The organism is Diplocloster modestus (assembly GCF_019042245.1).
GTDB classification, from domain to species: domain Bacteria; phylum Bacillota; class Clostridia; order Lachnospirales; family Lachnospiraceae; genus Diplocloster; species Diplocloster modestus.
The window spans coordinates 1-12,980 of the sequence record NZ_JAHQCX010000008.1; the positions used below are offsets into that span (position 1 = coordinate 1).

Below are 12,980 nucleotides of genomic sequence, written 5' to 3' on the forward strand. Positions count from 1 at the left end.
TATGTTCCCCGGTCGATTTGTACCTGTCCCCAACTGATTTGTACCTGTCCCGGATTGATTTGGACATGTCCCCTTTTAACTTTCCTGCTCCTTCAGCAATTCTTCCACCACATTCCTGGCGTATTCCTCACAGGAGCCGCAGGCTGTAGACACATTCGTAATTTCCTGTACCTCGTCAAAGGAGCCGGCTCCATTTTCGATCGCTTCTTTCAGATCGCCGATGGTAACCCCATAGCAGGTACAAACTGTTTTATTCATATCCATAAGTATCGCCTCCTGCTTCCATTGTTCCCACAAGCAGGAAAATGATACTGCTATTCTCCGATTTTTGAAATCAAAACACAGTTTGGCGTATCCACCTTTACTTCCTTCCCGTTCATCACCAGCGTCCCCTGTTCGTAATCCACTGTAAAGAAAGTGATGGAGTCCGATTCATGATTCAAAGAGATCAGGTGCCGTCCGTCCGGGAAAATAGCAATGTCCTTGGGATAGTCCCCGCTGATCGGGAGGATACAGATCTTTTCCAGCTCTCCGGTCTCATGATTCACCTTATACATCCCCACACTATCGTCACCCGCATTGGAACAGATCAGATAGTTCCCGTCCGGTGAAAACCGCAGGGCGCAGGCCGCGCTGCCGCGCTCGTATTTTTTATTTAACGTGGAGATCGTCTGAATCAGCTCGAACTTCGGGCTCTTGCCTGTTCCGTTGTATGTATAGACGTTAATATAATTCTTAAGCTCACAGATCAAATAAGCGAACCGTCCGTCCGGGCTGAACAGCAGCCGGGTAGGCGCGCTTTCTAACTCACAGCGCAGAATGTCAATCAGTTTGATCCGCCCTGTGTTATGGTCCAGCTTATATAGTTTCACCTGATCCACTCCCAGGTCCACCGCGCACAGATATTTTTCATCCGGAGTCATGGCAACGCAGTTCACATGAGGCCTGAAGTTCCGCTCCGCCAGCCCGCCAAGGCCCTGATGGAAAATACCATCCGCGATATCGCCTACGCTGCCGTCTTCATTTAAATGCAGCACCGATACCCGGCCGTCGTGATATCCGGCCACAAACAGGAAGCGGTCTTTTTGATCGGTGGCCAGGAAACAGCCCCGCATGCCCCCGGTTACTGCATTATTAATCGGTTCCAGATCCCCGTCCGGCAGGATTTTAAATGCTTCCACGCCTTCATCCGCGATAGAGTACAGATACTTTCCATTATGAGATTTTATAACATAGGAAGAATTGTTGATCGGAATCACTTTACGCTCCGTCATTCTGCCGGCTTCCACATCCAGATCATACAGATGGATGCCGATACTGCTTCCGTGCGTGTAGGTACCCACATATGCCACATATTTATCTTTCTTCATATTTTATGTCCTCCTCTTATGGCTTGACTACAAAATAATCTCTCAATCTTCTACATATTTTACCACAGAAATTTCGAAAAGAATAGGGAAATTTGATCCGTAGAAAATTGACGAAAATTTTGATTGACAGTGGTATAAAAACGTGTATAATGATATCTGATGCTGCGTTTAGCATTTGTAAACTTTTTGTTTATATTTACTGTTTTTCCACAGAAAAAGGAGTATGGTCATGGAGATCGGAAATAAGTTAAAAGAACTGCGGATCGGTAAGGGCTTAACCCAGGAAGAACTGGCGGACAGAGCGGAGTTATCGAAGGGCTTTATCTCCCAGATCGAGCGGGATCTGACTTCCCCTTCCATCGCCACACTGGTTGATATTCTGCAGTGCCTTGGCACGGATTTAAAGGATTTCTTTAATGATACCGCAGATGAGCAGGTGGTCTTTCACGATGCGGACTATTTTGAAAAAACAGATCCCGAACTTCTCAATAAGATCGAGTGGATCATACCGAATGCTCAGAAAAATATCATGGAACCCATACGCCTGACTCTTAAGCCCGGCGGCTCCACTTACCCGGATAATCCCCACGAGGGGGAGGAATTCGGATATGTTCTTCAGGGCAGCATAACGATCCACATCGGAAATAAAAAATATAAAGCCAAAAAAGGGGAATCCTTTTATTATATTCCCAGCTCCAAACATTACATCACTGCCAGCCCGAAAACCGGGGCCATTATTCTCTGGGTCAGTTCGCCGCCCAGTTTCTAACACAGGAGGATCGATATGAGTCATAAATTGATTGATTTGCAGGGTATTACGAAGACATTTGATAAAGAGATCGTGTTGGATGATCTGAACCTGTATATACGGGAAAATGAATTTCTGACCTTATTGGGGCCCAGCGGCTGCGGAAAGACGACTACCCTTCGGATTCTGGGGGGCTTTGAGACTCCCGATAAGGGACAGGTGCTTTTCAACGGAACGGATATTACGAATCTTCCCCCTAACAAACGCCAGTTAAATACCGTATTTCAGAAATACGCGCTCTTCACCCACATGAGTATCGCAGAAAATATTGCATTCGGATTGAAGATAAAGAAAAAAAGTAAAGACTACATCATGGATAAAATCAAGTATGCCCTGAAGCTTGTGAATCTGCAGGGATTCGAGAACCGTTATCCGGATTCCTTAAGCGGCGGTCAGCAGCAGCGTGTCGCCATCGCCCGTGCCATCGTCAATGAGCCGAAGGTACTGCTTTTAGATGAACCGCTGGGTGCATTGGATCTGAAGCTGCGTCAGGATATGCAGTATGAGCTGATCCGCCTTAAGAATGAACTGGGTATTACCTTTATCTATGTCACCCATGATCAGGAGGAAGCCCTCACGATGTCCGACACCATCGTCGTCATGAATCAGGGCTACATCCAGCAGATCGGAACGCCTGAGGATATCTACAATGAACCGCAGAACGCCTTTGTGGCGGACTTCATCGGAGACAGTAATATTATCGATTCCTTGATGATAGAAGACCGGCTGGTGGAAATACTGGGCACCCGTTTTGCCTGCGTGGATGAGGGCTTTGGCAATCATAAGCCGGTGGATGTCGTCATCCGTCCGGAGGATATCTGCCTGGTCAAACCGGAAGAAGGTACGATACAGGGAGTCGTCTCCAATGTGATATTTAAAGGCGTGCATTATGAAATGGAAGTGGAAGCCTCCGGTTATACCTGGCTGGTACATAGCACCGGGATGTATCCGGTGGGCACCAATGTAGGAATCAGTGTGGATCCATTTAACATCCAGATCATGAATAAGCCTGAATCAGAGGATGAGGAGGCCGTAGCTGCAGATGCGTAAAAAATTAATTGCCGGCCCTTACATGCTCTGGGCCATAGCCTTTATTCTGATCCCCCTGGCCATGGTATTCTATTACGGCCTGACGGATAAAAACGGCAGTTTCACCCTGTCCAATATAGCATCGATCTCTTCGCCGGAGGCGTTAAAATCCCTGGTGCTGGCGTTAGGCCTGTCCCTGCTCAGCACGGTGATCTGTTTGATTCTGGCCTATCCGCTGGCCATGATTTTAAATAACCTGAAGGTAAACCAGAACAGCTTTATCGTGCTGATTTTCATCCTTCCCATGTGGATGAATTTTCTGCTGCGCACCATGGCCTGGCAGACACTGCTGGAGAAAACCGGCGTGATCAACCAGCTGCTCGGTCTGCTTCATCTGCCTTCGTTAAATATTATCAATACGCCCACGGCGATCGTTCTGGGTATGGTATATAATTTCCTCCCCTTTATGGTTCTGCCCATTTATAACGTACTGGTCAAGATCGATCCCAATGTGGTCCACGCGGCCAGGGATCTGGGCGCTAACGGCTTCACCACGTTTGTGAAGATCATCTTCCCGCTGAGCCTTCCCGGTGTGATCAGCGGCATTACCATGGTGTTCGTCCCCTCGCTCACCACATTCGTCATCTCCGATCTGCTGGGCGGAGGCAAGATCCTGCTGATCGGAAATGTCATTGAGCAGGAATTCAAGCAGGTCAACAACTGGCATGTGGGCAGCGGTCTGTCCATCGTCCTGATGATCTTTATCATCATCAGCATGTTTATTACGAATAAGTACGACCGGGATGGAGAGGGGGCCGTATTATAATGAAGAAAACCGCACAGCGGATCTATCTGACGCTCGTCTTTGTGTTTTTGTACGCTCCTATCGTCACGTTGATGGTGCTGTCCTTTAACGGCTCCAAATTCCGAACTAAATGGGGCGGCTTCTCCACTAAATGGTATGTACAGCTGTTTCAGAATGAACAGATCATGGCCGCTCTGTATAATACGCTGGCCATCGGCCTTTTATCGGCCCTGTTCGCCACGATACTGGGCACTGCCGCCTGCATCGGAATTCACGCCATGAAGAAGAAAAGCCGGATGGTTTGGATGGGAATTACCAACATCCCCATGCTGAATGCCGAGATTGTAACCGGTATCTCCCTGATGCTTTTGTTTATCGCCTTTGGGGTTAACTTTGGTTTTATGACCATTTTGCTGGGACATATTACTTTTAATATACCTTATGTGATTTTAAGTGTCATGCCGAAGTTAAAGCAGACAGACAAAGCTACCTATGAGGCAGCCATGGATCTGGGCGCTTCCCCGCTGAAAGCGTTTTTCAGGGTGGTATTCCCGGATATCCTGCCGGGAGTGCTCTCCGGATTTCTTTTGTCCTTTACCATGTCGTTGGACGACTTTGTCATCACCCATTTTGTAAAGGGCGCCGGTGTGGATACCCTGTCCACGAAGATCTATACCGAGGTCCGGAAAGGTATCAAGCCTGAAATGTATGCTCTGTCTACGATTATGTTTATTTCGGTACTGCTGCTGTTGCTCATCATCAACCGGCCGTCCCGTAAAAAGGCACAAAAATCTGCAGTTTAAGAGGAGGACTATCTATGAAAAAAGTATTGACCGCCATTCTGGTAATGGCTCTGATCCCCGGCATCCTGGCCGGCTGCGGCAGCAAATCCGAGGGATCCAATGGGAAAGTTGTCGTATATAACTGGGGGGAATATATGGACCCCGATGTGCTTACACTGTTCGAAGAAGAGACCGGAATCAAGGTCGTCTACGATGAGTTTGAAACCAATGAAATCATGTATCCGAAAGTGGAAGCCGGTGCTGTATCCTATGATCTGGTCTGTCCCTCCGATTACATGATCCAGAAGATGTTAGATAATGACCTGCTGGCTGAACTGGATTTTGACAATATGCCGAACACGAAAAATATCGGAAGCATGTTCATGGAGAAATCAAAGGAATTTGATCCGGAGAATAAATACTCTGTCCCCTATATGTGGGGTACTGTGGGAATTCTCTACAATAAGACCATGGTGTCTGATCCGGTGGACAGCTGGGATATCCTTTGGGATGCGAAATATAAGGATAATATCCTGATGCAGAACAGTGTGCGGGATGCCTTCATGGTGGCGCTCTCTCGCCTGGGCTACTCCATCAACTCCACAGACGAGGCCGAGCTGCAGGAGGCCAAACAGACACTGATCGATCAGAAACCTCTGGTTCAGGCCTATGTCATCGATCAGGTACGGGATAAGATGATCGGCGGCGAGGCTGCCCTGGGCGTGATTTATTCCGGGGAAGCGCTGGTATGCCAGCAGCAGAATCCCGATCTGGATTACGTGGTTCCCAAGGAAGGTTCCAACATCTGGATCGATTCCTGGGTCATACCGAAAAATGCCGAAAATAAGGAAAACGCGGAAAAGTTCCTGGATTTCCTCTGCCGTCCTGATATCGCAGCCAAGAACTTTGAATATATCACCTACTATTCTCCTGTGGAGGGCGTGAAGGAATATGTGGAGGACGAATATCTGTTAAACAGTCCGCTTGCCTTCCCCGATCCGGAACAGTATACAAATTGCAATACGTTCCACTACCTGGGTGAGGAAGCCGATGAGTATTATAACGAGATCTGGCGTGAGGTGCAGGCCGCCGGGACTTCTGAGTAGCTGGTTTCTATCCGGGGCCGGGCCTTAAAGGTCCCGGCCCTGTGTTAATCTATGCAAATAATGTCCCATAGCCGGCAGCCTCTAATATTTGTTCTGTAACCCGGGCCACCTTCATGGAAAAAGCGTGGCTCACAAGCGGGTCTTCTCCCTCTAATATGCATCTGCCAAACTGTTCGATTTCCAGCTTATAATTATCGGGGACATCAAATTTATAGGTATCCGTTCCCGATTCCGTATGAATCATATAGCTTAAACGACCGCTGGAATTAAAGGGGACCGGAGCCTCCAGTGTTCCTTTACTACCGTGAATAAAATAGCGGGAAACTTCCTGGGGGGAACAAAATCCCATCGTCATACCGGCTCTTTTTCCATCTGGAAATTTTAAGACCGCACTGGTGAGCAGATCGATCCCCTGGGCTGTAAATTCCGAAACAGCCCCAACGCTGTATGGCATCTCCCCTAGCAGGGCGAGTACCAGGCTTGTATTATAACAGCCCACGTCATAGCTGGCCCCTCCAAGCGTCTCTTTATTTACCCGGATATTATCAGCCGCGGGTGTTGGAATCAGATAGGTGGTCTCCATATATTCCGGTTTTCCGATACATCCTGCATCCAGGGCTTCTTTTATTGATTTTATTATCGGAGTATGCAGATAGGCAAACGCTTCCATAAAACAAACCCCGGCCTTGTAACAGGCCTCTATCATTTCTTTCGTATCCTGCGGATTACCGGACAACGGTTTCTCACATAAAATATGTTTTCCACGGGCCGCCGCCTTAAGCACCCATTCTTTATGAAGGGAATTCGGGAGTGAAATATACACAGCCTCCACCTGATCATCTTCCAGGAGCTCCTCATAGTTTAAACAGGCTTTTTCAAAACCAAACTTTTGCAGGAACGCTTCCGTTTTTTCCGGGGACCTTCCAGCAACTGCATAGAGAGAAGCGTTTTCTGCCTTCTGCATAGCTGGAACAGTATGATTATTGGCAATATTGGATGTTCCAAGGACACCCCATCTGACTTTTTTCATAATGGATCCTCTTTTCATTTTACTATTTGGATATTAGTTCTACAAATTTTTTATATTGTTCCTCACAGGCCTCAGCTTCCGCTTCCCGCGGATAAAATACGACGGCCGGGCAGGTCTCCTTTACCAGACTGCGGCCCTCCTCTATGGATTTAATTTGTCCATGGGCAATCAATTGCACTATGACATTTCCCATAGCCGCCGCATTTTCCGGGCCTGCATAGACAGTTCTGTGGCATATATCCGCGGTAAGCTGATTCAGCAATCGGTTATTCGAACCACCGCCCACAATGTGAATATCGCACAAGCTCATCCCAGTGGCCTCCTTAAGCGCCTCTATCGCCCAACGGTACTTAAACGCCAGGCTTTCCAATACACAGCGGACAAGCTCTCCGACACCGGAAGGCGCGCTGTTGTACAAGAGCTCACATTTTTTACAGATATGGAGAGGCATATTCCCCGGAGTGAAGAATATTGGGTCATCCGGGTCTATCAGATATTGATATGGCTTAGCCGCCTCCGCTTTTTGGACCATTTCCGGGATCGATATATCCATACCTATCGCGTTATAATACGCCTGCACTTCCTGCAGAATCCACAGTCCCATCACCGACTTCATCAGACGGTGCCTGCCCGGAACCCCTCCCTCATTGGCAAGATTATACCGGCAGGTGGTTTCATTGATCACCGGTCCGTCCATCTCGATTCCAACCAAAGACCAAGTCCCGCTGCTAATAATGACCGAAGACTCCTCACATGGGGCGCTCACAAACGCGGAAGCGGTATCATGTTCACAGACCGTTATTACCGGGAACGGATCTGTATTCCATTCCTCACACAGAGCGTTGGAAAGGTTTCCCACCACTGTCCCGGGCATCGTAACTGTGGGCAGAAGCCGGTCCGGGATGTGATAGGCATCCAGAATCCGGGGATGAAAACTGCCCGTTTTAAAGTCAAACATTTCACTGACGGAAGCTATGGTATATTCCGATATCTGACAACCGGTCAGGAAATAAGTCAGCAAATCAGGGATAAAGAGAAGTTTATCCGCATAATCCAGCATAAATCCACTGTCCTCCAAGCGCATCGCCGCCAAATGCATCAGCGTATTACACGGTGCAATCTGATTTCCGGTTAGAAAATGCCGTTCTCTAGCTGAAAGAATCCGATCGATCTCCTGCCGGTGTGTCTGCGTTCTTTTATCCCGATAACAATGTACGCAGCTTAGCAGCTCCCCGCTTTTACTTACAAGCCCGTAATCATTTGAAAAGGTATCCAGTCCCATAGAAACCACCGGCTCCGATGACTCCTGAATACACGAACGGATCCCTTTTTCCAGATTGGCATAGATAGATATGATATCCCAATACAGATAACCATTCATCTGTATGCAGGAGTTTTGAAATCGGTAAATTTCTTTCAGGTTTAACATGTTATCTTTAAATGAGCCAAGATAGATTTTACCACTGCTGGCTCCCAGGTCAAAAGCGATCATGTTCATAGTGACTCCTCTCTTGCCCGTTTCACCTCAATCGGCCGCGGGCAGCCGTCACAAAGCTTCCTGCCTGCCCCCTCTTATTTCGTGGGTATGCTCACGAGCCTGCGACATACGTGTGTATCGCGTTTCCTTCCAGATAATCCAATTTTATCCTATCCGTCTTACTGTCCGTAATCACATTCTGGATATCAGAAAATTGGCACAAATGCACTGTTCCTGTGCTTGAAAATTTTGTATAATCGGCAAGCACATAATTTTCTTTGGATCGTTCTATCATAAATCGTTTGGTATCCACTTCATAGATGCTGTTATCGGTAAATGTTTTGTTCTGTGTCATCCCGGCACAGGATACAAAGGAACGGTTGGGATAATACTCATTCGCGTTTTTCAGGGTAACGCTTCCATGCATCGAAAAATTACCGGATCTGAAAAGGCCTCCCAGACAAATTACCGTCAGATTATCATTTGTCAGTTTGGCGATCTCCAACAATGCCTGAGCTGAATTCGTGATAATCGTCACCTTAATATTTCGATTGATATATTTAAATAAATGAATGGCCGTGGAACTATTGTCCACAAATACGGTTTCCCCGTCTTGAATGAACTGAGCAGCGAATTTACATATTTGATTTTTTTCCTCATAACGCTGTATCTTTCGCACCGCCACCGGATATTCAGGATTGGCCTCATTCGTCTCTACCAAAACCGCACCTCCATGGGTACGTTTCAGAATTCCATCCAACTCTAATTCTCTGAGATCCTTGCGGATGGTTTCCTTGGAAATATCAAACTTCTCAGCAAGAAAATTCACATCCACTTTTCCATGTTTTTCTAAAAAATTCATAATTTCAGATTTTCTTTCAATCGTATACATATCCGGTATCCCTCCAAATTTGGTTTATCCGCCTGCCCGGGCAGAAGTCTTTTCTTATTATACTATATCTGTGCGGACATGAGTAGTCTAATCCAAATCTTCCAACGGGATGGCTGTACGGCTTATATTGCAGTACATACCAAGTTTTTTCTCATCAGACAAAATTTTTAAACAGATTGCAGATCGCATCCGCTTCAATCCGTTCCAGCATACTGTACGCCATATGTAGGTCAGGGCCTGAGACCACCACTCCATGCATGGGCATTATGGCCCCAATGGGCTGTTCCTCTGCCAGTTCTCTTCTATTGTCAAAATATTCGTAAACCTGTTCATGTAATTCCTTTGTATAAGCCTTTGTATAGGGAATACATTCAACCGGCCCCCGTTTCATAGTGGCCTCCGTAATATTCCGGATCGGTTTACTCTGAGCTACAAAAACCATGCAAAACTGAGGATGGGCATGTATGGTAGCACCAATATTTTTAAAGTTTTTGAGCAACAAAACATGCATATAGGCTTCCCTTGACAGGTTTCCCGATCCCTCCAGAATATTCATATCGTAATCAATCAGCAGAAAATCACAAGCGTTTAGATCACAGAATTTTCGTTCTGACATCAGGGACGGAGAGATGAGCACCCGGTTATTCGCCACACGATATGCAAAATTCCCGCCCGCTGCGTTTGTCAGCTTCCGATCCCACATGTTCTTTGCTACCTTTACCATTTCCATTCGCTCAGCCATAAAAGATAAATTTCCCATACTATTTCCTTCTTTCTTTTTGATTCAAAAAGTTAAGCCAGTTTTTTTATGGTTACCAGATTTTCCAATTGTTTGGCCCGGTCCGTATCAAATCCCACAGAGGTGTTAGATTCCGCCGCTGCGGCTGATGCGGCTGTGGCGATTCTTAAGGTCTCCGCAATATTTTTTCCCTCATGTATTCCGTAGACCAGCCCTGCCAGATAGCAATCTCCGCAGCCAATTGTATTGCTCACCCGGACCCTTGGGGGGTACACACGATAAAATTCATCCCGGTATTTTACCAGCGATCCGTCCCCTCCCAGAGAGACCGCTATGATCTCGACTTGATATGGATCCAGCTCCTTTAAAGCTTGTATAATTTCCTCATCCCCGGACAGATTTTTTTTACTTATATAAGATAATTCATCCAGATTAGGCTTAATCAGATACGGGGATGACCGTATACATTCCATGAGAGATTCCCCGCTGGTATCCAGAAATACCCTCAGCCGCTTATCCGAAAGTTCTTTCATAATCCGATTGTATACCATAGGGTCGGAACAATTGGAAGCGTCTCCTGACAAAACCAGATAATCTTCCTCTTTTAGATTCATCCTCATCTGGTGAATCAGCCTTTCTAATATCCCTTCAGCCAGATCCATTCCTCTGTCCGCTATAATACTGCAGTCATTGGTATCTTCGATTACTAAATAATTTGTCCTGGTCTCCCCTTTGTCTTCATAAATAAACTGGACATCAATCTGAAAATCTTTCAGAAACTGTATCACTTTTTTTCCTGTATCTCCGTAGGCTATTCCAAAAGCCCTGCTTGCAGTATTCAGGAGTTTTAAATTAATGGATACATGCGTACCTTTTCCTCCTAAATAGTCTTTGGTCGATCGGATTCTGTTTGTAATATTCCTGGTGAATGAAGGAATATACAAAATCCGGTCTACCGCCGGATTCAGTGTCACTGTGTTAATCATAATTTCCTCCTTTCTCAATGGTATCTCCATTTTTCATGTCTGCAATTTTCAAACTTTCCCTTTACGTAAATGTACTTCTTATAACTGCGCCCCCATATCGGAACCATATGGAACTTCCGTTCACTTGGATTATAGCAATCGATTCCGTTTTTTACAACCTCTTTTTTGCAAAAAATCTTTTTTATGATTTTTGCATATTTTCTATCTGAAATTTAACCGTTCATATGAGCATTATGCTTATATAAGCTCATTTTAATCAATATTTTTCACATATTTCCAGACTTTATTTAATCTATTTTTACCAAAACCGATTTTTATTTCAAAAATATATTGCCATATCAAAAATTAAATAGTATAATTCGGAATATATCAAGCATTCTGTTTTGTTCCGTTTGTTGGTAAATTACATATAAAACGATTTATGTAGGATGGGAGGATGAAGTATGACCACAGACAGGCTTGAACTCAAAAACCTTCATAAAAGGTTTCCCGGCGTTTACGCGGTGAAGGGCGTTAGTTTCAAGGTCGCACCAGGTGAGGTCCATGCCCTGGTAGGTGAAAATGGAGCGGGCAAGTCCACTTTAATGAAAATGATCATCGGCGAATATCTGCCTGACCAGGGAGATATCTTTCATAATGGAACACCGTGTAAAATCCGTTGTATCGCGGATGCCCAGGAAATTGGAATTGCCATGATCCACCAGGAACTTGCCCCTCTGCCCAATATGACGATTACACAGAATATCTTTCTTGGGCAGGAACTCATGAAAAACGGGTTTGTCGATGACCGTGCGATGAATGCCGCCGCGAAAGAAATTCTGGCAGAATATAAAATGGATTACGAGCCAACGACATACGTAGAAAAGTTAAGTGTGGCGCAAATCCAAATGTTGGAAATTATCAAGGCAGTCCGCAAGAATGCGGATATTATTATTATGGATGAGCCAACTTCGTCCTTGTCAGAAGAGGAAGCAAATAAACTGTTTACTATTATCAAAGATATGACCGCAAGAAGCGTTTCTATCATCTATATCTCTCATCGCCTGGAGGAAATACTCAAGTTAGCTGACAAAATTACAGTTCTAAGGGACGGTGAATATATCGAAACGGTAGATGCGGCTTTGGTTACGAAAAATCGTTTAATTGAGCTCATGGTAGGCCGGTCGTTGGATCAGGTGTATCCAAAAGAGGAGGTCCCCATCCGAGATACGGTATTAAAGGTCGAAAATTTATGTTCCGCGGGAGTTTTCAAAAATATTTCTTTTGAAGTACATAAAGGTGAGATTCTGGGTATTTCGGGATTAATGGGTGCCGGACGCAGTGAAATAATGAGGGCTATTTTCGGTATGGATCCCTGCGACAGCGGAACAATCCGGATACACGGTGAACAAGTGATTTTAAAGTCACCAGCCGATGCGATTAATAAAAAGATTGCAATGGTCAGCGAAGACCGTAAAGAATACGGCCTGATCCTCTGCCGTTCTATCCGAGAAAACATTTCACTTCCCAACCTAAAAAAATGCTTCAAAGGGTTATTTATCAGCACAAGAAAAGAGCTGTTAGAGGCACAGACCTATGAAAGTTCCCTGGGGATCAAATGCTCCAACCTGAATGCAACCGTGGAAACCCTCAGTGGCGGAAATCAGCAAAAAGTGGTTCTGGCAAAATGGCTTCAGTCAGAGCCTGAAATTCTCATACTCGACGAGCCAACCAGAGGAATCGATGTGGGAGCTAAGTTTGAGATCTATAAGATTATGGTGGAACTTGCCAAGCAGGGCATGGCCATCATCATGGTTTCCTCGGAGCTTCCTGAGATTATGGGGATGAGTGACCGTATACTGGTTATCTCGAATGGACAGATTACCGGAGAATATAGCCGGAATGAAATACAGGCCGGAAATGTAACACAAGAAGAGCTGCTAAGCAATGCTTTTAAAATGTAAAGTTGAGGAGGAA

The 12,980-nt window shown here is 45.7% G+C and carries 11 protein-coding genes and 1 pseudogene; 5 read left to right on the forward strand and 7 right to left on the reverse strand.

Features of this window, described 5'->3' with window-relative positions:
- Positions 1–75 precede the first annotated feature (75 nt).
- Together KTH90_RS12625 and KTH90_RS12630 are read right to left on the reverse strand one after the other, a co-directional pair.
- A complete protein-coding gene (locus KTH90_RS12625; protein ID WP_158354233.1) occupies positions 76–264 on the reverse strand; it encodes a (2Fe-2S)-binding protein in 189 nt (62 codons plus the stop codon).
- 50 nt (positions 265–314) lie between these two features.
- The gene (locus KTH90_RS12630) at positions 315–1,370 is read right to left on the reverse strand and encodes a lactonase family protein (RefSeq protein WP_158354232.1); all 1,056 of its coding nucleotides are present in this window, start codon (positions 1,368–1,370) and stop codon (positions 315–317) included.
- A gap of 229 nt (positions 1,371–1,599) precedes the next feature.
- Between KTH90_RS12630 and KTH90_RS12635 the strand changes: the two genes are divergently transcribed.
- From KTH90_RS12635 to KTH90_RS25320, 4 genes and pseudogenes are all read left to right on the forward strand, one after another.
- Positions 1,600–2,139 carry a helix-turn-helix domain-containing protein gene (locus tag KTH90_RS12635; protein ID WP_158354231.1) on the forward strand — a complete coding sequence of 180 codons (540 nt, stop codon included), beginning with the start codon at positions 1,600–1,602 and terminating at the stop codon, positions 2,137–2,139.
- 15 nt (positions 2,140–2,154) lie between these two features.
- Positions 2,155–3,228 carry an ABC transporter ATP-binding protein gene (locus KTH90_RS12640; protein ID WP_158354230.1) on the forward strand — a complete coding sequence of 358 codons (1,074 nt, stop codon included), beginning with the start codon at positions 2,155–2,157 and terminating at the stop codon, positions 3,226–3,228.
- The gene (locus tag KTH90_RS12645) at positions 3,221–4,033 is read left to right on the forward strand and encodes an ABC transporter permease (RefSeq protein WP_158354229.1); all 813 of its coding nucleotides are present in this window, start codon (positions 3,221–3,223) and stop codon (positions 4,031–4,033) included. Before KTH90_RS12640 ends, KTH90_RS12645 begins: the two co-directional genes overlap by 8 nt.
- Positions 4,033–5,900, forward strand: a pseudogene (locus tag KTH90_RS25320) (extracellular solute-binding protein). The gene KTH90_RS12645 and the pseudogene KTH90_RS25320 overlap by 1 nt, the downstream one beginning before the upstream one ends.
- A 49-nt stretch (positions 5,901–5,949) precedes the next feature.
- Here the strand turns inward: KTH90_RS25320 and KTH90_RS12655 are convergent.
- From KTH90_RS12655 to KTH90_RS12675, 5 genes are all read right to left on the reverse strand, one after another.
- Positions 5,950–6,930, reverse strand: a complete 981-nt coding sequence (locus KTH90_RS12655) for a Gfo/Idh/MocA family protein (RefSeq protein ID WP_158354228.1) — start codon at positions 6,928–6,930, stop codon at positions 5,950–5,952.
- Between the two features lie 22 nt (positions 6,931–6,952).
- Positions 6,953–8,428, reverse strand: a complete 1,476-nt coding sequence (locus tag KTH90_RS12660) for a rhamnulokinase (RefSeq protein ID WP_158354227.1) — start codon at positions 8,426–8,428, stop codon at positions 6,953–6,955.
- A gap of 91 nt (positions 8,429–8,519) precedes the next feature.
- Positions 8,520–9,299, reverse strand: a complete 780-nt coding sequence (locus KTH90_RS12665; RefSeq protein ID WP_158354226.1) for a DeoR/GlpR family DNA-binding transcription regulator — start codon at positions 9,297–9,299, stop codon at positions 8,520–8,522.
- 154 nt (positions 9,300–9,453) lie between these two features.
- Entirely contained in the window at positions 9,454–10,059 is a 606-nt protein-coding gene (locus tag KTH90_RS12670) for a class II aldolase/adducin family protein (RefSeq protein WP_158354225.1), read from the reverse strand.
- A gap of 32 nt (positions 10,060–10,091) precedes the next feature.
- Positions 10,092–11,024, reverse strand: coding sequence for a 1-phosphofructokinase family hexose kinase (locus KTH90_RS12675; RefSeq protein WP_158354224.1), 933 nt, complete (start codon positions 11,022–11,024; stop codon positions 10,092–10,094).
- 443 nt (positions 11,025–11,467) lie between these two features.
- Here KTH90_RS12675 and KTH90_RS12680 point away from each other — a divergent pair, with 443 nt between their 5' ends.
- A complete protein-coding gene (locus tag KTH90_RS12680; RefSeq protein ID WP_158354223.1) occupies positions 11,468–12,967 on the forward strand; it encodes a sugar ABC transporter ATP-binding protein in 1,500 nt (499 codons plus the stop codon).
- Positions 12,968–12,980 lie beyond the last annotated feature (13 nt).